This window comes from Streptomyces thermoalcalitolerans, assembly GCF_039525155.1.
Taxonomy (GTDB): Bacteria; Actinomycetota; Actinomycetes; order Streptomycetales; family Streptomycetaceae; genus Streptomyces; species Streptomyces thermovulgaris.
Window position 1 is genome coordinate 13,106 of the sequence record NZ_BAAAHG010000062.1, and the last position, 20,624, is coordinate 33,729.

18 protein-coding genes are annotated in these 20,624 nt (G+C 71.0%); 7 read left to right on the forward strand and 11 right to left on the reverse strand.

All coding sequences use genetic code 11. The features are described from left to right. Together ABD224_RS25465 and ABD224_RS25470 are read right to left on the reverse strand one after the other, a co-directional pair. Nucleotides 1–1,656 carry a nucleotidyltransferase domain-containing protein gene (locus ABD224_RS25465; protein WP_344053898.1) on the reverse strand — a complete coding sequence of 552 codons (1,656 nt, stop codon included), beginning with the start codon at nucleotides 1,654–1,656 and terminating at the stop codon, nucleotides 1–3. 17 nt (nucleotides 1,657–1,673) lie between these two features. Further along, entirely contained in the window at nucleotides 1,674–4,445 is a 2,772-nt protein-coding gene (locus ABD224_RS25470) for a phosphoenolpyruvate synthase (protein ID WP_425581051.1), read from the reverse strand. A 237-nt stretch (nucleotides 4,446–4,682) separates the two neighbouring features. Between ABD224_RS25470 and ABD224_RS25475 the strand changes: the two genes are divergently transcribed. The 3 genes from ABD224_RS25475 (at nucleotide 4,683) to ABD224_RS25485 (ending at nucleotide 8,003) form a co-directional block, all read left to right on the forward strand. Further along, complete coding sequence (locus ABD224_RS25475; protein WP_344053902.1) at nucleotides 4,683–5,915, forward strand: aminotransferase class V-fold PLP-dependent enzyme; 1,233 nt, start codon at nucleotides 4,683–4,685, stop codon at nucleotides 5,913–5,915. Nucleotides 5,916–6,312: 397 nt separating this feature from the next. Continuing rightward, nucleotides 6,313–6,681 (forward strand): DUF2511 domain-containing protein, encoded by a 369-nt coding sequence (locus ABD224_RS25480; RefSeq protein ID WP_344053904.1) that lies wholly within the window; start codon nucleotides 6,313–6,315, stop codon nucleotides 6,679–6,681. Between the two features lie 668 nt (nucleotides 6,682–7,349). After that, entirely contained in the window at nucleotides 7,350–8,003 is a 654-nt protein-coding gene (locus ABD224_RS25485) for a dienelactone hydrolase family protein (protein ID WP_344053928.1), read from the forward strand. A 104-nt stretch (nucleotides 8,004–8,107) separates the two neighbouring features. Here the strand turns inward: ABD224_RS25485 and ABD224_RS25490 are convergent, their stop codons facing one another. Then, complete coding sequence (locus ABD224_RS25490; RefSeq protein WP_425581050.1) at nucleotides 8,108–8,872, reverse strand: class F sortase; 765 nt, start codon at nucleotides 8,870–8,872, stop codon at nucleotides 8,108–8,110. 132 nt (nucleotides 8,873–9,004) lie between these two features. Further along, complete coding sequence (locus tag ABD224_RS25495) at nucleotides 9,005–9,736, reverse strand: hypothetical protein (protein ID WP_344053906.1); 732 nt, start codon at nucleotides 9,734–9,736, stop codon at nucleotides 9,005–9,007. 730 nt (nucleotides 9,737–10,466) lie between these two features. Here ABD224_RS25495 and ABD224_RS25500 point away from each other — a divergent pair. Then, a complete protein-coding gene (locus ABD224_RS25500; protein WP_344053908.1) occupies nucleotides 10,467–10,787 on the forward strand; it encodes an antitoxin in 321 nt (106 codons plus the stop codon). A 138-nt stretch (nucleotides 10,788–10,925) separates the two neighbouring features. After that, entirely contained in the window at nucleotides 10,926–11,546 is a 621-nt protein-coding gene (locus ABD224_RS25505) for a hypothetical protein (RefSeq protein ID WP_344053910.1), read from the forward strand. 441 nt (nucleotides 11,547–11,987) lie between these two features. Here the strand turns inward: ABD224_RS25505 and ABD224_RS25510 are convergent, their stop codons facing one another. Continuing rightward, nucleotides 11,988–14,057, reverse strand: a complete 2,070-nt coding sequence (locus ABD224_RS25510) for a SpoIIE family protein phosphatase (protein ID WP_344053912.1) — start codon at nucleotides 14,055–14,057, stop codon at nucleotides 11,988–11,990. Between the two features lie 438 nt (nucleotides 14,058–14,495). On the opposite strand from ABD224_RS25510, the gene ABD224_RS25515 reads away from it, so the two are divergent. After that, entirely contained in the window at nucleotides 14,496–14,714 is a 219-nt protein-coding gene (locus tag ABD224_RS25515; protein WP_344053914.1) for a hypothetical protein, read from the forward strand. Between the two features lie 225 nt (nucleotides 14,715–14,939). Here ABD224_RS25515 and ABD224_RS25520 read toward each other — a convergent pair whose 3' ends face one another. The 3 genes from ABD224_RS25520 to ABD224_RS25530 form a co-directional block, all read right to left on the reverse strand. Beyond that, nucleotides 14,940–15,815, reverse strand: coding sequence for a serine hydrolase (locus ABD224_RS25520; RefSeq protein ID WP_344053916.1), 876 nt, complete (start codon nucleotides 15,813–15,815; stop codon nucleotides 14,940–14,942). Nucleotides 15,816–16,197: 382 nt separating this feature from the next. Next, entirely contained in the window at nucleotides 16,198–17,211 is a 1,014-nt protein-coding gene (locus ABD224_RS25525; protein ID WP_344053918.1) for an ion transporter, read from the reverse strand. 515 nt (nucleotides 17,212–17,726) lie between these two features. Further along, a complete protein-coding gene (locus ABD224_RS25530; RefSeq protein ID WP_344053920.1) occupies nucleotides 17,727–18,554 on the reverse strand; it encodes an alpha/beta fold hydrolase in 828 nt (275 codons plus the stop codon). 205 nt (nucleotides 18,555–18,759) lie between these two features. On the opposite strand from ABD224_RS25530, the gene ABD224_RS25535 reads away from it, so the two are divergent. After that, a complete protein-coding gene (locus ABD224_RS25535; protein ID WP_344053922.1) occupies nucleotides 18,760–19,749 on the forward strand; it encodes an aldo/keto reductase in 990 nt (329 codons plus the stop codon). Nucleotides 19,750–19,859: 110 nt separating this feature from the next. Here ABD224_RS25535 and ABD224_RS25540 read toward each other — a convergent pair whose 3' ends face one another. From ABD224_RS25540 to ABD224_RS25550, 3 genes are all read right to left on the reverse strand, one after another. Then, on the reverse strand, nucleotides 19,860–20,054 hold the full coding sequence (locus ABD224_RS25540) for a hypothetical protein (RefSeq protein WP_344053924.1): 195 nt from the start codon (nucleotides 20,052–20,054) through the stop codon (nucleotides 19,860–19,862). A gap of 120 nt (nucleotides 20,055–20,174) precedes the next feature. After that, nucleotides 20,175–20,381 carry a hypothetical protein gene (locus tag ABD224_RS25545; protein WP_344053926.1) on the reverse strand — a complete coding sequence of 69 codons (207 nt, stop codon included), beginning with the start codon at nucleotides 20,379–20,381 and terminating at the stop codon, nucleotides 20,175–20,177. Nucleotides 20,382–20,467: 86 nt separating this feature from the next. Continuing rightward, nucleotides 20,468–20,624: nickel-dependent hydrogenase large subunit (locus tag ABD224_RS25550; protein ID WP_344053932.1), on the reverse strand; the 157-nt coding region annotated here is incomplete at its 5' end.

Below are 20,624 nucleotides of genomic sequence, written 5' to 3' on the forward strand. Positions count from 1 at the left end.
TCATCCGCTCTGGTGGGGCTGGGCGCCGTGGCCGGCGAGCAGGTCGCGGGCCTCCTCGATGGGCAGTTGGGCGTCCAGGTGGGCTCCGATGCGCAGCCAGTCGTGGCCGAGTTCCAAGGTGGCCCGCCAGTCGTCGGCGGAGTCGAAGCAGAGGGGGAAGGCGTCGGCGCCCGCGGTGTCGCGCACCAGGGTGACGAAGGCGCGCAGGTCGGCGAGGGCGGTCTCGCCGCGCTCGGGCGAGTCGATGGTGCGGCGCAGCAGTTCCCCGGCGCGGACGCGGATCGGCTCGGTGGCCGCCGGCAGCAGGTCCATCCGGTGCACGAGGTCGCAGTCGGCGGGCAGCGGGTGGACGCCGTGGGCGCTGAACAGGCCGCGCAGCGCGGCGTGCACGGCGCGGCGGGCGGTGAGTTCGGCGACCGGCCACTGCTGTTGCCGCAGGGCGCCGGTGAGGTCCTCGAGGGCGTTCTCGACGACGACGTTGGACCACACCAGGGCCATGGTGGCGGCGGCGAACCGGTCGGCGGGCAGCGGCATCAGGTCGATGGCGTCGGGGCCGCTGACGGCCGCTCCGGCCACCGACAGCAGCGGCTGTGCGGTGGAGGGCGGTGGGGTGACGGGGCCGGGCGGCGCGGCGAGCGGCAGTGACGCGGTGACGGTGCCGCCGCCCTTCCAGGCCAGCCGGATCAGTCCGTAGCGCCAGAACGCGGCCAGCAGCGGACCGGGGTCGGTGCCGGCGGCGTGCTCGGCGGCGGTGAGCGTGCCGGGCAGTGAGCGGCCCGGGACGAGGCTGCGCCAGACGGCTCCGGCGCGGTCGCCGAGTGCGAACACCTCGCGGCGCCGGCGGATGACGTGGACCCGTTCGCCGGTCTGCCAGGTGGTCACTCCGGCGGCGCGTTCGACGGTGAGGCGTCCGGGGTCGGCGGTCACGCCGGTCAGGCCGAGGCCGGTGGCGAAGGCGAGGCAGGCCGACAGGTGGGCGCGGGCTGCGCCGGGGTCGCCGGGGGCGGGGGTCGCAAAGCGCAGTTCCTCGTACCGGTCGCGCACGTCGAACCGGCCGGCGCGGTCCAGTTGCAGGGGCAGCCACTTGGGTTCCAGATAGGTCTCGCCCCGGCCGGCCGCCCATGCCTTGACGGTCTGGACGAGTGCGGCGCGGTTCCAGTCGACGGCCTCGTCGGTCCGGCCGAGGCTGAGCAGCGCCAGTGCGTGCCGCAGGCACTGGCGGGCCCGGTGGGCCCACCAGTCGGCGGCGATGCGGCAAAACCGCTCGCGGGGCATGAGTGCCTTGACCTCGTCGACCAGGGCGTGGCCGCGCAACGGGTGGCTGTGCAGCAGCCGCTGGCACCGGTTGAGCAGGTCCTCGTCGAGCCGTCCGGGGCGTGCGGCCTGCTTTTCCAGGGTGCGGAACTGGTCGGCCAGTTGACGTCTCGAGCGGGTGCGGATCTCCACCCGGCGGCCGTCGACGAAGAGCAGCGACGGCATGGTCGGCAGCTCTTCGTCGCCCGGGCTGATGAGCAGGAAGTCGATGTCGGAGGAGGGGTTGCCGAACCCCTCCGCTATGGAGCCTTCGAGCACCACGGCGAAGTCTGCTGTCGGAAGCGACAGTTCGGCGAGGGACTTGTCGAGCAGGCGGTGCAGTCGGTCCTCGGTGAGGATCACGGATGTCTCTCCGTCCTTCAGCTGTCCGGGTGCCCGCCCGGCCCGTCGGCGGTGTCGTCGGCCGGGGGGTCGGCGAGTACGGTGACCGTCCCCGCGGCGCCGTCCACGCGCAGCAGGGTGCCGGTGCGGATCTCGGTGGTGGCGTTCTTGACCTGGACCACGGTCGGGATGCCCAGCTCCCGTGCCACCACGGCCACATGGGTCAGGGGGCTGCCGCGTTCGACGAGTACGGCGGCGGCCGAGGACAGCGCGGGCACCCAGCCGGGGTCGGTGCGGTAGGCGACCAGGATGCCGCCGCCGATCTCGCGCGGGCTGTCGGTGACCACCGCGGGTCCTTCGGCGACCCCGGGGCAGCAGGGGGTGCCGCGCAGTTCACGGACACCGCTGCGGGCGGCGGGGCCGCTGGTCCAGCCGGCCCGTTCCAGATTGCCCGACCAGTAGGGGGCGCCGCGGGTGGTGAAGCGGGACGGGGCGTGCAGTGCGGCGTCGGCGGCGAGCTGTCTGCGGCGCAGTGCGGCCAGGTGCCTCAGCTCGGTGTGGGCGATCCGGCCCTCGTAGGCGTCCCGCACCTCCTCCAGCCTCAGCATGAACACATCGCTCCAGGAGTCGATGGCTCCGGCGCGGGCCAGGTCGCGGCCCATCGCGCGCAGCATGCGCTTGGCCGCGCCGAAGGCACGGGTGCGGCAGAACCTCAGCCGTTCGCGGTCGGCGAGCGCGGCCCGCGCCTTGCGGCGCACCCGCTCGTACACCCAGCGGCGGGGGCCGCGCAGCCTCCGGTCGAGGTAGGCGTCGGCCTCCTCGCCCCGGCCGCCGGGGGTGTCCCTGGGGGTGTCCGGCAGTGCCTCGCGCAGCAGGGTGAACAGCCCGGCCGGGTTCTCCCGCAGGTCGGGCACCTCCAGCTTGAGTTCGTCGGGGCTGCGGTAGCCGTAGGCGGCGACATACGCGTCGACGGCGGCCAGGATGTCGGTGTGGCCGGCCTCGCGCAGCGCCCGGTGGGCGTCGGCGTCGTCGGTGCGCTCCAGCAGGCGCCGTACCTCGTCGTCGGCCCGCACTCGTGCCGCCAGGTCGGCCAGGGCCCGGGCCGGTTCGGCGGACTCGACGGGACCGTCGGGTGCGGCCGCGGCCCAGGTGAGCCAGTCGGGGGCGTCCGGCAGCCATCTGCGGGTCAGGAGCGCCAGGACGCCGACGGAGAGCAGGACCGTGGCGTCCAGGACCTGCATCGGGCCCCATTTTTCGATGAGTTCCCTCTGCAGCCTGCGAAAACGCCGGTAGGTCTCGTCACCGGGCAGTGCGTCGTAGTCGACGTTGTCGAATACCTCGTAGGCCCGGTAGAAATCCCGGTGGAAGGCCTCCATGGATTTCCGGACGGTCAGAAACCTTCTGGTGAAGATCACCGTCCGGGAGAGACGGGAGAACCAGCCGCGCAGCCCGGTTTGCGGGGTAAAAGGGTGAAGGGCGTCGGCGCACTCGTCGGAAATGCTCTCCGAGACGCCCAGCGCCCTCTCCAGCACACGGCGGTTCAGCGGATACAGCGGCGCCAGGCGCACCATGCGGTACCAGTGGTACAGGTTGTAGTAGACCCGCCCGTGGAAGTAGCCGAGCAGGTACGGGGTCCACTCCTGGACCTCGCGCAGCCGGTCGCCCCTGACCCCCAGGGCGCGGGCGTAGCTCTCGTACACCTTGGCGTAGGTGTCGGCGGCGAAGCTGTAGGTGAGGGGGGAGACGACGCCGCCGAAGCTCTCGATGATGTTGGAGTTGTCCCACAGCCGCTCCTCCCCCTCGGGCTCCTTGTGTCCCGCTCCGGTGCCGGACGGGCGGCCGAGGGCGGTGACCGGCCGGCTCTGCAGGATCCACAGGGTGCCGTCCGCGATCGCCCACTCGATGTCCTGCGGGGTGCCGTAGTGCTCCGTGATGCGCAGACCGGCCTGGTGCAGCCGGGCCAGGTCCTCGGCGGTCAGGCACAGGGCCTCGCGGTCCTCGGGGGCGACCGGTGACACCGTGCAGCCGGGGCCGTCACCGGCGTCGTAACGTTCCTTCTTCTCGCCGATCACGGTGCTCAGCACCTCGCCGGTGGCGGCGTCCAGGACCACGGTGTCGGCGTCGACCGCGCCGGAGACCAGCCCCTCCCCCAGTCCGTGGACGGCACTGACCACATGGCGGTCGTCGCGGCCGGTGGCCGGGTCGGCCGTGAACAGGACGCCACTGCGCTCGGCGGGCACCATGCGCTGCAGGACGACCGCGACACCGCCGGTGTCCGGCGGCAGCCGGCGCTGTGCGCGGTAGTGCAGGGACCGTTCGGAGAATCCCGAGGCCCAGCAGCGGCGGACGTGGGCGACGACCTGGTCGAGTCCGCGGATGTTGAGGAAGCTGTCGAACTGGCCGGCGAACGAGTGCTCCGTGCCGTCCTCCTGGGCGCCGGACGAGCGGACGGCCACCAGGCCGCCGCCGACCTGCGCATAGGCCAGGGCGATGGCCTCGGTGACGCGCTCGTCGAGGGGCGCCGTCTCGATCAGTGCGGCGATGCCGGCGGCGGCCTCGCGGATCCCGCGCCCGTCGTCGTCCGGGCCGTCGGCCGGCAGAGCCGGCAGGGCCGCCAGGCGCTCGTCCAGTCCGCTGCCACGAGCGAATTCCGCGAAGACGTCCAGGCCGATCACCGACCAGCTCGGCACGTGAAAACCGGATGCGGTCAGCGCATGCAGGTTCCTGCCCTTTCCACCGGCTAATTCGGCAATTTCGGACACATCGCTGGCGGGCGTGAGGATACGAAGACGGTGGCGGCCGGACCCCACGGTGAGCGACAACTGGTTTCCCTCCGGAGATTTCCTTCGGATCACACAGAGAGGTATCACGACGAGGTCGGCGGAACCCCCTCCATTGGCCGTTCCGAGTCTTTCCCTGAATGTTTTCGGCCATGGTTCAGAAATGGACGATCGGCCTGGTCCGCGCCGTGTGTACGATCGGCAATCATTGATCGCGCAACGAACCGCGCGACGAAGCGCAGCGAACCGCGACGCACAAGGAGCCCTGTGAGCGAGACCCGGGTCGTCACCGCACCGCGCCCCCTGCTGCTGGACGACGGCCGGCCCGCCGCCGCTGCCTGGTCGCTCGACCCCGGCCTGCTGCATCTCAACCACGGCTCCTTCGGTGCCGTTCCGCTGGTCGCACAGCACCGGCAGAACGAGCTGCGGGCCGAGATGGAGCGCGCCCCCGTCGTCTGGTTTCCGCGCTTGCCCGCCCGGATCGCCGCCGCACGCGCCGCGATCGCGGACCATCTGCGGGTCGGCGCCGAGGACCTGGCCCTCGTGCCGAACGCGAGCGCGGGCGCCAGCACGGTGTACGCCGCCCTGGCCGCGCGCCCCGGCGGGGACGTGGTCGTCACCGATCACGGGTACGGCGCCGTCACCATGGGGGCGCAGCGGCTCGCCCGCCGCTGGGGCGGCCGGGTGCGCACGGCCCGGGTGCCGCTCGCGGCCGGCGCGGACGAGGCCTGTGAGGCGGTGATGGCCGAGGTGGACGAGCGGTGCGCGCTCGTCGTGCTGGACCAGATCACCTCGGCCACCGCCCGCAGGCTGCCGGTGGAGCGGGTCGGAGCCGAGCTGGCACGGCGTGGCATCACGCTGCTGGTGGACGGCGCACATGCCCCCGGGCTTCTTTCCGCCCCGCTGGAGAACCTGGTCTGCGACGCCTGGGTGGGCAACCTCCACAAGTGGGGCTGCGCGCCTCGTGGCACGGCGGCGCTGGTGGCCCGCGGTCCGCTCCGCGAGGACCTCCATCCGCTGATCGACTCATGGAACGCCGCGGAGCCCTTTCCGTACCGCTTCGACCAGCAGGGCACCCTGGACGCCACCGGCCCCCTGGCGGCACCCACGGCACTGGACTTCGTCGAACGCACCTGGGGCTGGGAGACGGCCCGCCGCTACATGGACGAACTCGCCGACTACGGCGCCCGTGTGATCGGCGCCGCGTTCGCCGGCCCGGCGGGGCCGGAGGAGAGCGTCGACGTCGGGATGCCCGTGCCGGGCATGCGGCTGGTCCGTCTTCCCGAGGGACTGGGAACCACCCGTCCGGCGGCGGACGCACTGCGCGACCGGGCCGCCGTCGAACTGGGGGTGGAGGCGGCCTTCACCAGCTTCGCCGGGGTCGGCTACCTCCGTCTGTCGGCCCACCTCTACAACACGCCCGCCGACTACGAGCGCTTCGCCGAGTCCTGCGTGCCCGTGCTGCAGAAGTGGGCGCGCCAGGCCCGCACACGTCCCTAGGTGTGTTGTTCGGGCCGCGCCGTGGGCCGCGGGGGCCGATACGGCACCTTTGCCGTACTGTCGTCACCCCCTGGCCGTCGTCGGCCTTCCGCGGGACCGCCGGCGCGGGATGTGACGAAGCCCTCGGTGCGCGGTGTGACATGTGGCCGGTTCCGTGCGCCTGACGGTGCCGCCGTGACGGGTGCGCCTGGAGCGCTTCGGCACCGGCCGGCCCTGTGCCCCCTGCACCCCCCTGTGCCCCTGGTCACACCCTCTGGCGAGTACAGCTCCCTGACATGCTCACATCGCAACAGTCAGTCACGATCCCATCACGGGATCAACACAACCTCTGGCAGCGGTGATCACAGCCCGGATGATGTCGGTTACCATCCGTACCATCGCTCCCCTGGGGTGAACCATGCGTATCCGCGTCACTGCTGCCGCGGCCGCCGTTTCCGGTGTTCTTGCTCTGACCGCCTGCTCCAGCAGTGCGACCGCCGACGGCGGTTCCAAGTCCGTCAGCACCGCCGAGAAGAGCAGCGAACCGGCCGGTTACATATCCGAACGCACCATCAAGCCGTGGCCGTTCACCGTCGCTTCCGGCACGCTCGCCTGCAGCGGTCAGGCCGTCACCTTCACCATCCCCGAGGGGACCTACGGCCTCAACGACGCAGCTCAGAAAAAGCACCCCGCGCCCGACCCGATCTGGGCCGACGACCCCGACAACCCGGGCAGCAGGATTCCCCTCACCGAAGTGATCGACGAGGGTCTGAAGCTCTGCAAGTGACCTGAGCGGCGAAAAGGCCGACAAGAGAGACGACAAGAGAGACAAGAGAGTCGACACGCAGGGCACTGAGCACAGGCGATCCCTGACTCAGCGGCGAACCGCCCCCACCCCAAGGGCGGTGGCCGCCGCTGCCGACGCGGCGGCGGCCGGAACGCGGAAGGCCCGGCTCGGGCAGTGCCGCATCCGCCTCCTTCCCCCACCCACGTTCTCCGCGGGCTCATGGCGCATCCGGCAGTCGTCGGCCGCGAGCGCTTCGCCCCGCGCACCGTCCCGGCACAGCGCGGGCAACTCGTCCGTTGCCCGGCCATGGGCACCGCCGGACGAACCGCATCATGAGGGCATCCCGCGGGGAAGCGGGGAAAGACGTCCGCTCCTGCGGCACGACGAGAGCATCGCGAGATCACCGCACCGCGAGAGCACCGGGATCACCGGAAAAGCGCGGGCGCTCACACAGCTGCCGGACGGGGGACCGGCCGGCCGGGCACCCGGGCCGGCACATGGTGCCCGGCGCCGGTGGCGGCCCGTGAGCGACCCGGGAAAACTGCCGCATCGCCTGCGGGGCGTCGTGCGGTTCGGCCGGATTTCCGCCCGGCGGGCGGGTACCCGGCCAGAGGTCCGGGACGCGACGGACCTTCGAGCCCCCACGACGGAGAGAGCAGGTGATCTCCATGATCTCCGAGATGGTGTCGGTGCCCGCCGACCGCCTCACATTGTCGGGTGACTTCGTGGTTCCCGATGCGTCCCGGGCAACCGTGCTGTTCGTGCATGGTGTGCACACGTCCCGCCACAACCCTGCCACGCAGTCCGTCGCCGCCGAGCTGCACCGGGCCGGATTCGGCACCCTGGCCATGGATCTGTTCAGCGAGACCGAGGGCCGGCGGCCCGAGGCGATGGGTGAGCGGCGTGTCGACATCGACATGCTGGGCCGCCGTCTGATCGCCGCGGTCGACTGGCTGAAGGCCCAGCCGGACACCCGGACGCTGCCCGTGATCCTCTTCGCCGCCGGAGCCGAGGCGGCTGCCGCCCTGACCGCGGCGGCGGCGCTGCCGGACGAGGTGTCGGCGGTGGTCTCATGGGCCGGACAGCCCGAGCTGGCCGACGCAGTCCTGGAGCGGATCCGCGTGCCGGTGCTGTTCGTGGAAGGCGGTGAGGACCCCGAGGACCTCCGCTCGAGCCGGCGGACCGCCGAACGGATCACGGGCCCGCACGCGGTACGCGAGGTCCCGGGCGCCTCCCACCGGCTTCAGGAGCCGGGCGCACTGGACCGGGCCGCCGCGGTGATCGAGGAGTGGTTCACCGAGGTCCGCCGCCCGGCTCCGTGACGCCGCTCGCTCCGGTTCCCGCCGGGCCGGGAGACGTCCCGGAAGCAGGTCCGGCTCCTGGAGGGAGACGTCCCTGCTTCGCTGCGGCACGCGGGCCGGCGGGATCAGGAGGAGCTGCTCGAGTCGAGGTGGGCGAAGACGACCACGTTGGCCCGGTAGTCCCGGTTCTTGTGGTCGTAGGTGCCACCGCAGGTGATCAGGCGCAGCTCGGGGGTCGGGGCGTCGGCGTAGACCAGGTCGTCGGGGAAGTCCGCCTTGCTGAACATCTCCACGGAGTCGACCTTGAAACGCACGACGGTGCCGTCGGCCCGCTCGATGTCCACGGGGTCTCCGGGCTGGAGCTGGTTCAGCCCGGCGAACACCGCGGGGCCGGTCTTGGTGTCGAGGTGACCGACGACAATCGCCGAGCCGCGCTCACCGGGAGATGCCCCGTCCTGGAACCATCCGACCAGGTTGGTGTCGTCCGGCGGTGGCGGGGCGAGGTGTCCGTCCTTGTCGAGGGACAGTTTGGTGAACGGCGCGTCCACGGCGATGTCCGGGATCGAGATCCGGGTCGGTTCCGACCGGGGCAGCGCCCCGTCGTCGGTGCCGTCGGCGTCGGTGTCTGCCGCGTCGGTGCTGGAGGCGCCGGCGCTGGTGCTCGCGGTCGGTGCGGGCGGCGCGGCCGGTGCTGCCGGCGCCGGCCGGTGGGAGGCGACTGCCGCGGGAGGCGGATACCTCAGGGGCGTCATGGAGTTGTCGACGGACTGGTGGATGAGCACAAGGCCCAGCCCGACCATTGCCGCGGGCAACAGCAGGCGGAGCCGGCGGCGACGCCTTGCGGAGCCGGTCTCGTGCTGCGGCGTCTGAGGCGGAAGCGGGGAAGCCATGGACGGTGCCTTTCGGTCACGAGGTGGCGCCGATGACGCCCGACGGTTCAAAGGCCGCTGTCGCGGCCCGCGTCGTTCTCCGCTGGAGTGGACGCAGACCGCGACAGCACAGTGACGAGCAACAGCGGCAGGTCAGGCCACGGAGTCCGACGTCTGGCGGCGCCGCAGCATGTACGCGCCGGCTCCCAGGCCGCCAAGCACCAGTACGCTCCCCAGGGCCAGGGTGTCCGGCGACTGCGCCAGCCCGCCGCCACCGGCGTGGACACCGCCGTGCGGCTTGTGGCCCTTCCAGTGGTGGCCACCCTTGCGGTCGTGGTCACCCTTGTCGCCGTAGCCCTTGTCGCCGTAGTCCTTGTCGTCCTTGTCGCCGTAGTCCTTGTCGTCCTTGTCGCCGTAGTCGTCGGACTCCTTGCCCTTGCTGTTGCCGTAACCGTTGTCGTCGTCGTTGTCGTAACCGTTGTCGTCGCCGTTGTCGTCGCCGTTGTTCTTGCTGCTGCCTCCGTCGGCGACCGTCATGGCCAGGGCGCCGCCACCGGCGTGGACACCGCCGTGCGGCTTGTGGCCCTTCCAGTGGTGGCCACCCTTGCGGTCGTGGTCACCCTTGTCGCCGTAGCCCTTGTCGCCCTTGTCGCCGTAGTCCTTGTCGTCCTTGTCGCCGTAGTCCTTGTCGTCCTTGTTGCCGTAGTCCTTGCCGTCCTTGTCGTTGCCGTTGTCGGAGTCATCGCCCCGGGCGTCACCGACCTGGGACGCCTTGGCCTGCGAGGACGACAGTGCGACCACGTCCACGGCGGACGCCACAGGCGCGGAGAGCGCTACGGAGGCGGCCACCACCGCGGAGGTGAGCAGAGTACGGGTGATACGCATGGGTGTTCCTTCCGTCGCGACTACGAGAGCCGGCCCAACGCCCACTCAATCGGGAATCGCAGGTGCGACGTGATCACCTTCAGCGGATTTCTGACGGGCCACCACCGGAGCGCTGCATTCGGATGACGATGCTTCACCCGATACATCCGCGTGGGCGAACAGCGGGGCGCGATGGGGGGCGAACAGCGTGGCGATGACGGCCGGACAGAAACGGAGGCCGTAACGAACGGCCTGTCAGGTGAAACGCGGAACGGCCCTGGTCGGCCGGTTCCCTCCGCGCGGTTCCGTGGCCCTCGGGCGAGGGGACATACGCCGGATCGGTGCGGTTTCCCCCGTGCGGCCCATCGGACAGGTGACACCACCCCTGGGGAGGTGGATTCAGCAGCGGAAACACACCACAAGACCTCCCCGTCGGGCCGTCGGCGGAGCCGTGGCGTGGGCCTCGGGCATCGTCCGGCCGGTGCCGGGTTCCGTCGCGGTGCGGTGTGCTGCTCCGGGCGGGGTGGCAGCCTCGAAAAGCCGTCCGATGTCACACGGGGTCAGGTGCCGACGGTGCGGGCGGCCCGGCCGCTCCGCCGGGCCGCGGCATCCGCCCTTCGGGGTCCTCTGTCTGCGCGGTGCCCTGCCCGCGGTGTGCTGCCCGGTGTCCTGTCCGCCTCGTGTGTGCGGCGGTCCGTCCGGCGGGTTCGGTGCCGTCTCATCCGCGGGCTTTCCCGTGCCGGGGTCGTCGATGCGCCCTGCCGAGGACTTCCCTCCTGCGAGCGCGCCGGGGACGGTGCCGCCCGGTCATGCCTCCCGCTCCCGGCTCGCAAGGGCAACTCCCCTTTTTCTCCGGATGATTTGTACTGACCGGATACTCAAGTCCGGTACCGCTACGGCATGGTCGGCCGTCTCGTCTCCTGCCGAGCAGGACGAGGAATGTGTCCGCGGACCGGAGAAAGTCGGCGACTTCATCGACGACAGGACGGGCGGAAAGCACAGCCGCACCATCGACACTGCGGTCGGCAAAGCGCAGAACCTGATCGAGAAGCCGGGCGACAAAAGGGCCTGAGACCCGCACCATGGGGTGGAGACGAACGACCGGTTCGTCCCGTCCGTAGTATCTCTGCGCGAGTATTCCTGCGCAGGGTCACTGTACGACCAGTGCTCCCGTTGCGCCGTCATCAGCCAATGAGAAGGGGCCAAGGCTATGTCCGAAAGTACGACGGTCACCGATCTGGCATCGCAGTACGCCGCTCAAGTGGCCGGCGACCTGGAGCAGAACCTGAAGGAGCAGGAACGTATCACCGCCGAAATCGAGGCGCTGCAGAACCAGTTGGCCGCGTTGAAGCGCGACCACGACGTGCTGGTGAACATGCGGCAGGCACTCGACACGGCGGCGGCCGGTGCGGGTGACGCCGCGGTACCGGCCCCCCGCAAGAAGGCCGCAGCCAAGTCCGGCTCCGCCAAACGGGATTCGGGCAAGGCGAGCAAGACAAACAAGGCAGGCAAGAAGTCCCCGGCCAGGAAGTCCTCGGCCAAGACGTCCGCCCGGAAGACGAGCAGACCCACTCTGGTCGAACTCGTCCGCGGCCACCTCGGCGAGCAGCACGAGCCGCGCTCCGCGGCGGAGGTCGCCACGGCCCTGGGCCAGGCCCACCCCGACCGCCGCATCAGCACCACCGTCGTCCGGACCGCCCTTGAAAGCCTGGTGGCCAAGGGCCAGGCACAGCGCACCAAGCAGGGAACGTCGGTGTTCTACACGGCCTCCGACGCTCCGGAGGCGGCACCGGTGCAGGCGCAGGTACAGCCGGAGCCTGCCGACGGCTGAAGCCATCACCTCGTCCCGACCGCATGAGTGACCGAGCGGTCGTCGCCCGTGGGGAACGTGCCGACGCATTCGCCGCCGCCCCTGCGATGGCGTATGCGTCGGCCTGCGGCCGACAACGCCCTTACCGTGAACCGGCCGTCACGTCTGCGATGTTCCATATTCCCCTTTTTCTCCGCCGAGTTGGACGTCGTTGTCATCGCAGTTCCCGGCTCGGGCAAGAACTGTCGACGGTTGGCGGCGACATGGGCGGTCTCCTGCCGGGCACACATCCGGCCGGTCTTCTGCCGGACCGAACGTGCCGAAGCGTGCCGGGACATGCCGAAGTCGACCACGACAGTCCGTCCTTGGCAGTGTCTTGGCAGTGTCCTGGCGGCGTCCCGGCGACATCGGTGGTGTCGCGGTGACACGGGTACGGCGCTCACCGCACGCACGTCGTGACGCTCACCGCATACGGGCCATGAGAAGGGCGACGTCGTCGGGTTCGTCGGGGTGGCGCAGCTGCTGCAGGAGGTGGTCGCAGGTCTCCTCCAGAGGACGCGGAGGACCTGCGAGGAGCCGGAGCAGAAGGTCCAGTCGCGCGTCCAGGGAGCGGCTGCGGGTTTCGACGAGACCATCGGTGTAGAGCAGGAGGCCGTCTCCCGGCCCGATCCGCAGCTGGACGGTTTGTGAGGAGAGGTAGCCCACCCCGAGGGGTGCTCCGGTGGGGATGTCGAGGAACCTTGGGGCGGCGTCGGCGGGGAGCAGTACCGGCGGCAGGTGGCCGGCGGTGGCGATGCGGCAGCCGGCGCGGTGCGGGTCGTACACGGCATAGATGCAGGTGGCGAACTGCTGCTCCAGGTCACCGGTGATGCCGTCGAGGTGGTGCAGGAGTTCGGCGGGGTCCATGTCGAGCGCGGCCAGGGTACGCGTGGCCATGCGCAGCTGGCCCATGGTGGTGGCCGCGGCGGTGCCGCTGCCCATGACATCGCCGATGACCAGGGCCGTCTTGTCGTCGGGCAGGGCGATGACGTCGTACCAGTCGCCGCCGATGCCGGAGAGGGCCGAGGCGGGCTGGTAGCGGCAGGCGATGTCCACGCCCGGACGGTACGGGGGCTTCTGGGGCAGGAGGCTGCGCTGGAGGTTCTCGGCGGCCTGGCGCTGGCTCTGGTAGGAGCAGGCGTGGTCGATGCTGACGGCCGCGCGGGCGGCGAGGTCGAGGGCCAGCACGGCGTCGTCGTCGGTGAACGGCACCGGGTTGCGGCTGCGTGCGAGGGCCAGGGCGCCCAGCACTTGGCCGCGCGAGACGAGCGGGACGGCCAGGCAGGAGTGTGCTCCGGCCCGGGAGAGGACGGTGACGGCGTGCTCCGGGGCGATGCAGGCCAGCTCCTCGCCGGTGACGTGCGGGGCAAGAGCCGGCCGACCGGTGGTCATGCACTGGGTGACCAGGTGGTCGGGGCCGTATCGGGCGACGTGTCCGACGGGGAAGGAGAGGGCCGGAACGCCGTAGCCGGTGAGCGCCAGTGTGCGGACGGCGGCCGAGCCACTGGGCTCCCAGCTCCGGTCACTGCCCCGCAGCACGGCGTCCAGCAGATCGACGGCGGCCAGGTCGGCCAGCTCCGGCACACAGCTCTCGGCCAGCTCGCCGGCGGTGGTCTCCACGTCGAGGGTGGTGCCGATACGCGCCGAGGCGTCGGCGATCAGGGTCAGGCGTCGCCGTGCCGCGGCGGCCTCGGCGGACGCGCGGTGCTGCTCGGTGATGTCCACGAGTTCGACGGCGAGTCCGAGCACCTGGCCGGCGCTGTCCTCGAGCCGGTAGTAGGAGACCGACCAGGCGTGGTCGCGTCCGCCGGGATCGGCGGGGGTGGGGGCCACGGCGAACTGGTCCGGCAACGGCTCGCCGGTTTCCAGGACGCGGCGCATCGCCTCCTCGATCGGAGCGGGATCCATGAAGTCCGTCAGCACCTCGCGGACGGACCGGCCGACCTGCTGGTGCACCGGCTTGCCGTTGATGCGCGCCAGCGTGGGATTGACCACCAGATACCGCAGGCCGGTGTCCACGATGCCCAGCCCGATCGGGGACTGTGCGAACAGACGCGCGGTGAGCGCCAGGTCACGCTCCGCGCGTTTCAGGACGGCGTGGTCGACGGCGATGCCCAGGGCGTAGAAGGCTCCGTCCTCACCCTCCAGCCGTACATTGCGGAACTCCACCAGCCGGGTGCTGCCGTCCTTGTGCCGGACGGGAAAGACCCCCGCCCAGCCGGTGCCCTCGTCCATCACCTGGGCGAACAGCTCCGCGACCTGTTCCCAGTACCGCTCGTCGACCATCAGCCTGGCCGCGTACCGGCCCAGGGCCTCATGGGCTCCGTAGCCGAAGATCTGCTGCGCCTGCGGACTCCAGAACACCACGCGTCCGTGCGCGTCCAGGACTGTCGCGGAGACGTTGAGCAGGTCCAGCAGGCCGCCCGACGGGACCGGCCCCTCGTATCCGGCACGGTATCCGGCACGCTGCCGGGGGGCTTCGCCAGACCTCACAGCCGACGCCTCCTCTCGAGTCGCCGCCGGTCCCTGCCCTCTCCCACCACCATGGTCCCTCACACGGCCCTGGTCGGCAGTACACGGACCGGACGCTGCTCACGGGCGGCCCGCTCCCACCGGTACCGGCACGACGTACGGGTACGCCGCCCCCCGGTTCGTTCCTTCCGGCGGTCACCGCCCGGGCAATGGGGTACCCGGCCCCCAAGCGGCGGCCGGCGGCGAAGTGTTGAAGTGTGACAGGGTGCGGAAAGGAGACGTCGTGGTCGCCGGACGTCACCGTGATGTCACCAAACGTCGCTGACTGCCGCCGGGCGACCGTGCGGGCAGCGGGGAGGCAGGATGTGCCGGCCTCGGCGTACAGAGGCCGATCACCCTCCGTGCACCACCCGTACCGGATCAGCAGCCCGTGATCGAAGGAGAGCGAAGGAGAAGGACATGCCCATCGACACCGTGGAGCGCTTCCTGGCCGCCCTCGACCCGCGCCACCGGGAACAGGTCCAGGGAATGCCGCGCACGGAGCGGGAAAGGCTCGCCGAGGCCTGGGAGACGGAGCTGCGGCAGGACACCGACCTCGACACGCTCAGCGAACTGTCCCCCGCCGCGGCCGAGTGCGAAGCGGCGGCACGGGTCGCGCAAAAGCTCCTCGAGAAGTGAGGGGACGCCTCGCGATCGAGCCCCTCCCCCGTTCCCCCGTGAAATGCCCCTGAAATGGCACCGTGAGCGCACCGCCGTGGAAGACCCGGAAGGATCCCGGCCTCACGGTGCGCCCGGTACGGTGACCGGGTCCGTGCTGTTCTGCCCGTACGGCCCGGCCGGCACCGGCCGGGGCGGCGATCGTGCGCGGACGGCGGGACGCCTGACGGCGGACGTGCCGCGCGGTCAGCGCCGGGCCGCCGCCTCCACCGCCTGACGTGCCGCCCGCTCCACCAGGGAGACTCCGTCACGCATCGACGCACTGCCGTCCGACAGGACGGCGACGAGGCAGGGGCGCCCGTCCACGGTGATCCTTCCGATGCTGTTGACGTCCCAGAGCCCGGACGTGGTGCGCCGCAACCAGCCGTTCTTCAGCGCCCCCTCGGTGTCGGAGGCCGCCGAGACGCCCCACGCCTGGTCCTTGGCGACACGGCTCATCAGCGACTGGATGTAGGCGCGGGACTCCGCGTTCAGCGGCGACGCGTGGGCCTTCGACGTCCCGGCCGGGCCGAACACGGCCCGCAGCAGCCGTATCTGGTCGCTTGCCGTGGTCTGCGTCAGCCCCCACTTCCCGCCGGGGCCGCCCTTCGTCGAGGTGAGCCCCAGGCGCCTGTTGGCCGCCTCCAGGCCCGGTGCCCGGCCGATCTTCCGCCACAGCACGTTCGTGGCCTCGTTGTCGCTGGTACGGATCATCGGTTCGGCGAGCGCGCGTTCCCGGGCGGTGAGCCGCCGGCCCTCGTCCTGCGCCTGGAGCAGCAGCGCCGCGAGGATGTCGACCTTGACGATGCTCGCGGTGTCGTACAGGGCGTCCTGGCCGTACAGCACCGGCTCGCGGCCCGCACCGCCGAGGCCGAGCACCGCCGCCGTGACGCGTGCCTGGGAGCGGGGCTGGACCACGGCGGTGACCGGGCCCTGCTCCGCCGGTGCGGCGACTGCGGGTGCCGCGCCGGCGGAGAGCAGGGCTGTCGCCGAGGCCAGAAGCACACCGGCGCAGGCACCGGCACGCCGGAAACGGCTGAGAGCGGCGGTCTTGGAGGGCGGTGAGGACGGCGGATACGACACGGGCAGGCCTCAGAAGAGGATCGACAAAAGGGGAACCGAAAGGCGAAGGTAGACAAAATGCACGCCTGTTGACGTGGCGCCCGTCACTCCTGGCGGCTTTCGGCCCGGATTGTGAGAAGAGCCACAGGCCGGTCCACCGGCGTTCCCTCGAAGCGGCCACGGTGTCGGCCATGCGTCCTCGGCGCGGGACGACGGGACCGCCCGGTGCGCCGCGGCCGGGGCCGGGGCGCCGGCACCGGCCGCCGGCCATCGGCCGGCGGCCGTCAGAAAGGACGCGGTCCGGTCATGCGATGTTCCGCACCGTCAACTTTTCCTGTTCTCCCATGCGTTGACGACACCGGTCGGCAACTTCCCGCACGGGTGGCATGGATCCGCCGCAGCCTCATCGGCGCCGCTTGGAGGACCGCCGCCCGGAGGACCGCCGTCGGCCGGTGGGCCGTCGCCGCCTGCGGGCGGTGCCGGACACCGGGCCGCCGACGACCGCCGGAACGGCAAGTGCCGCCTGTTTGGCCGGTGGTGGCGCCGTCCGGGCGAGGTCACGTTCGAGTTCGTCCAGGGCGCCGCGGAGCGCCGTGATCCGCTCCAGGAGGAGCTGCCGGTCGTCCGCGGCGGAGGCGGGAGCGGCCTGTTCGGCCGGCTTGTCCTTCTCCATCTCCCGGGCCTCGTCCAGAGAGGTGATGACGACGCCGATGAGGACGTTGACCAGGACGAAGGAGCCCAGCAGGACGTAGGAGGCGTAGTAGAGCAGGCTCCAGCGCGACACCTCCAGGCCGCTGTGCACCGCGTTGCCGACGCCGTCCAGGGTCATCAGCAGGAAGAGGGTCAGGACGGCGCGGCCGATGGAGCCGTAGTGCTCGGGGTCGTGACGGCCGAAGAAGACCCAGCCGATCATGGCGTACACGTACAGCAGCAGGGCGCCGACCATGAGGAAGCTCAGGGTGCCGGGCAGGCTGCGGACGACGGCGACCAGCACGATGCGCACCTGCGGCAGGAAGCGGGCGGTGCGCAGCACGCGCGCCAGCCGCAGCAGTCGCAGCACCGTGGTGTTCTCACGTACGACGGGCAGGAAGGCGCACAGGACCACGACCAGGTCGAAGATGTTCCAGGGGTCCCTGAAGAAGCCACGGGGGCGGTCGGCGTGCGCGGCCAGCCGTATCAGGATCTCGACGGTGAACGCGGCCAGGCAGGCCTGTTCGGCCAGCAGTAATCCCCGGTGCCACCGTGCCGCCAGACCGGAGTACGTCTCCAGGCCCAGCAGCGCGGCGTTGAGCACGATCACGGCGACGACGGCGAAGGCGAACCAGCGGGACTCGGTGACGGCCCGGCAGTGGCGTGCCAGTTCTCCGCGGAAGGACCGGAATGCGATGTCGGGGATGTGGTCGTGCTGTTCCGGCATCTAGTGCCCTTGCTCCTTCTTCTGCGGCGACTGGCCCGGACGGCCGGGCTCGGGGGACGGACCCGTCGAGGGCCCGTCCCCCATCAGAGATTTCTACAGCACTGTAGATCTCACTGGTCGCCCAACCTCCTCCCTTGCCATCGAATGATCGCTTCATGCGCTTTCTTGAGGCATGAGGGACTTGAGGCATGAGGGATTCGGGCCGGCGCACCCCGATACCGGTGGTGCGGCCCGGTGGTGCGACGCGCCCCGGCAGTGCGTGACAGGCGACTGAGGGGTGGCTGAAGGGTGGCTGAGGAGGGAGCGAAGGAGCACTCGGGTGGGGAACAGCTCCCGCGGAAAGGCCGGGCAGCACCGGTGCTGCCCGGCCTTTCCGCGGGTTCGGCCCGTCTTCGAGCATCGTCACGGGCCTGGCCGCCCGGTCCGTCCCGGCGGCCGCCGTGATCACCCCTCGCGCCGCGGGAAGCCCTGCTGCCCGCCCGGCCCCGCCGAGCGGGCGGAGCCGACCGGCGGGGTCAGCGGGAGAGGAAGTCCAGCAGGTCCTGGTTGAAGCGCTGTTTGTCGCCGTCCACCATGGCGAGGCCGTGACTGGCGCCTTCGTACACCTTCAGCTCGGCGCCGGAGACGATCTGCACGGTTTTGCGGGCGGTGGCGTCGATGGGCACGACCCGGTCGTCGTCGCCGTGCACGACCAAGGTGGGGATGTCGAACTTCTTCAGGTCCTCGTGGAAGGGCGTGGTGCCGAAGGCGTCGACACAGGCGACGGCGCCCTCGATGGTCTGCGCCATGCCCATGTACCAGAACGCGTCCTTGTTGCCCTGGGTGACCTTGCTGTCCGGGCGGTCGGCGGAGAAGAAGGTCTCGGCAGTGTCCTTCCAGAACTGCGAGCGCTCCTTGAGGATGCCGGCCTTGAGGTCGTCGAGGACGGACTGCGGGACGCCCTCCGGGTTGTCGGGGCCCTGCAGCATCAGCGGTGTGACGGCGGAGAGCAGGACGGCCGAGCGCACCCGTCCGGTGCCGTGGCGGCCGATGTACCGTGCGAGTTCGCCTCCGCCCATGGAGTGCGCCACCAGCGTGACATCCCGCAGGTCGAGGTGGGTCAGCAGGTCGTTGAGGTCGTCGGCGAACGTGTCGAAGTCGTAGCCGTCGTAGACCGGGGTGGAGCGGCCGTGCCCCCGGCGGTCGTGGGCGATGCCCCGGTATCCGGCGTCGGCGACCGCTTTGAGCTGATCCTGCCAGGCGTCCCCGTTCAGGGGCCAGCCGTGGATGAAGACCACCGGGCGTCCCTGGCCCCAGTCCTTGTAGAAGATCTCGATCCCGTCACGCGTGGTGCATACCGGCATGCTCGTCACCTTTCGCTCGCCGGGAGAGGGCACGCCTCCGGGTGATCGTGCCTCTCCCCCATGGTCCCCGCTCGGCTTCTGCTCGCAATTCGGCACGAACCGAACGATCCGTCGGGGGCAAGGGCGATGTCACGCGGCCACGGGGGTACACGGGAGCGAGGCACCACCGCCCGTACCCGCTTGCCACAAGGAAAGGCCGGGACACATGAAGCAACGCAGGCTGCGCGACCTCGGCGTGTCGGCCATCGGCCTCGGTTGCATGGGGATGTCCGCCTTCTACGGGACCCCTGACGAGGAAGAGGGCATCAGGACCATCCGGCGTGCCCGGGAACTGGGGGTCACCTTCCTCGACACCGCCCAGCTCTACGGGCCGCTCACGAACGAATCGCTGGTCGGCCGGGCCATCGCGGGGCATCGCGACGAGTATGTGATCGCCACGAAGTTCAACTACCGGATGGATCACGCGGTGCCCGGCGACATGAGCACGATCGGCCCGCAGGACGGCTCGGCCGAGCACGTGCGCGGCTCCGTCCACGGTTCGCTCAAGCGGCTGGGCACCGACCGCATCGACCTGTACTACCAGCACCGCGTCGACCCCCGTGTGCCGATCGAGGAGACCGTCGGCGCCCTGGCCGAACTGGTCGCGGAGGGCAAGGTGTGTCACATCGGACTGAGCGAGGCGGCACCGGAGACCATCCGCCGCGCGCACGCGGTCCACCCGATCACCGCGGTGCAGAGCGAGTACTCGCTGTGGACGCGTGACGTGGAGGAGGGGGTTCTGCCCGTGTGCCGGGAGCTGGGCATCGGGTTCGTTCCCTACTCGCCGCTGGGCCGCGGTTTCCTCGCGGGCCGGTTCTCCTCCCCCGACGAGCTCGACGAGGGGGACTTCCGCCGCAGCGGCCCCCGCTTCACCGGCGACAACCTCGAGGCGAACCTCCGGCTCGTGGCCAAGGTCAAGGAGATCGCCCGGGAGAAGGGCGTGACTCCGGCGCAGCTGGCGATCGCCTGGGTGCTGGCCCGGGGTGACGATCTGGTGCCGATCCCCGGTACCAAGCGCCGCACCTATCTGGAGCAGAACGCCGCGGCCGTCGACGTGGTGCTGACCGAGGACGACCTGGCACGCATCGACGCCGAACTCCCCGAGCCCGCCGGGGAGCGCTACGACGAGGCCGGTATGCGAGCTGTGAACCGCTGAACCGCAGAGCCGCCGAGCCGCACGGCGCGGGGCCGTGCCGGAGGCAAGGAGGCATCCACGGGACACGGTGACGTGGCCGCACAGCCCTCGCGCAGTCCTGCGGCGTGCGTTCAGCGCCGACGGCGGGGGCCGGAGCCGAACCCGACCATCCGCCAGATGCGGATCTCGCGCACGAGTCCGGGCATCTCCCTGATCAGCAGGGCGAGCACCAGCCCGCCCACGACGGCGAGCTCCGTCATCAGCACCTGCTTGCCGGTCATCCCCGTGCCGGCGGTGAGCCCCTTCATCTGCCCCGTCCGTCTCATCGGCCTTCGCCTCATACGGCTCGTCGGCCTCGCACACTTCTGCATCGTCCGTCCCTCCTGCCCTGGTCTGCTCGTCCCGTCCGACTCCGGTCGTCCCGTCCTGACTTTCGGCGAGGCCGGTCATCCCGGCGAGATGTTCGGCATGGTCTTCATGATCGCGTCGTGCTTCTTCCAGTGGATGCCCGTGGAGCGCCGGGCGTCGGAGGTGCCGTCCTTGTGATGGCCCTGCTGCCGCTGGTACGGGCCGGCGTTGCCCTGGTGCAGCCCGGCGACGTGTCCCGGGGTGTCGTGCTTCACATCGGGTTTGCCGACCCTGATCCTGCCCATCGTCTGCTCCTCCCTGTCGTGTCCATCGCACTTGCCACACTTGTCACGATTGTCACGCTTGCTGCGCCCGCCGCATCCGCCGCGGCTCATCCATGGGTGGTTCCGTAGGTGGGGGTGTGGGTGAGGGTGGTCAGGGTGGTGCCGTGGCCGGTGTACATGTGCACGCCGCAGGGCAGGCAGGGGTCGAAGCTGCGGACGGTGCGCATGATGTCGATGCCTTTGAAGGTGTCGGGGCCGTTTTCC

Bases quoted from the DNA above. Each gene is read 5' to 3' on its own strand.
- ABD224_RS25480 (WP_344053904.1), top strand. From the start codon at position 6,313: ATGCGTATCCGCGTCACTGCTGCCGCGGCCGCCGTTTCCGGTGTTCTT.
- ABD224_RS25485 (WP_344053928.1), top strand. From the start codon at position 7,350: ATGATCTCCGAGATGGTGTCGGTGCCCGCCGACCGCCTCACATTGTCG.
- ABD224_RS25490 (WP_425581050.1), bottom strand. From the start codon at position 8,872: ATGGCTTCCCCGCTTCCGCCTCAGACGCCGCAGCACGAGACCGGCTCC.
- ABD224_RS25495 (WP_344053906.1), bottom strand. From the start codon at position 9,736: ATGCGTATCACCCGTACTCTGCTCACCTCCGCGGTGGTGGCCGCCTCC.
- ABD224_RS25500 (WP_344053908.1), top strand. From the start codon at position 10,467: ATGCGCCCTGCCGAGGACTTCCCTCCTGCGAGCGCGCCGGGGACGGTG.
- ABD224_RS25505 (WP_344053910.1), top strand. From the start codon at position 10,926: ATGTCCGAAAGTACGACGGTCACCGATCTGGCATCGCAGTACGCCGCT.
- ABD224_RS25515 (WP_344053914.1), top strand. From the start codon at position 14,496: ATGCCCATCGACACCGTGGAGCGCTTCCTGGCCGCCCTCGACCCGCGC.
- ABD224_RS25525 (WP_344053918.1), bottom strand. From the start codon at position 17,211: ATGCCGGAACAGCACGACCACATCCCCGACATCGCATTCCGGTCCTTC.
- ABD224_RS25530 (WP_344053920.1), bottom strand. From the start codon at position 18,554: ATGCCGGTATGCACCACGCGTGACGGGATCGAGATCTTCTACAAGGAC.
- ABD224_RS25535 (WP_344053922.1), top strand. From the start codon at position 18,760: ATGAAGCAACGCAGGCTGCGCGACCTCGGCGTGTCGGCCATCGGCCTC.
- ABD224_RS25540 (WP_344053924.1), bottom strand. From the start codon at position 20,054: ATGAGACGGACGGGGCAGATGAAGGGGCTCACCGCCGGCACGGGGATG.
- ABD224_RS25545 (WP_344053926.1), bottom strand. From the start codon at position 20,381: ATGGGCAGGATCAGGGTCGGCAAACCCGATGTGAAGCACGACACCCCG.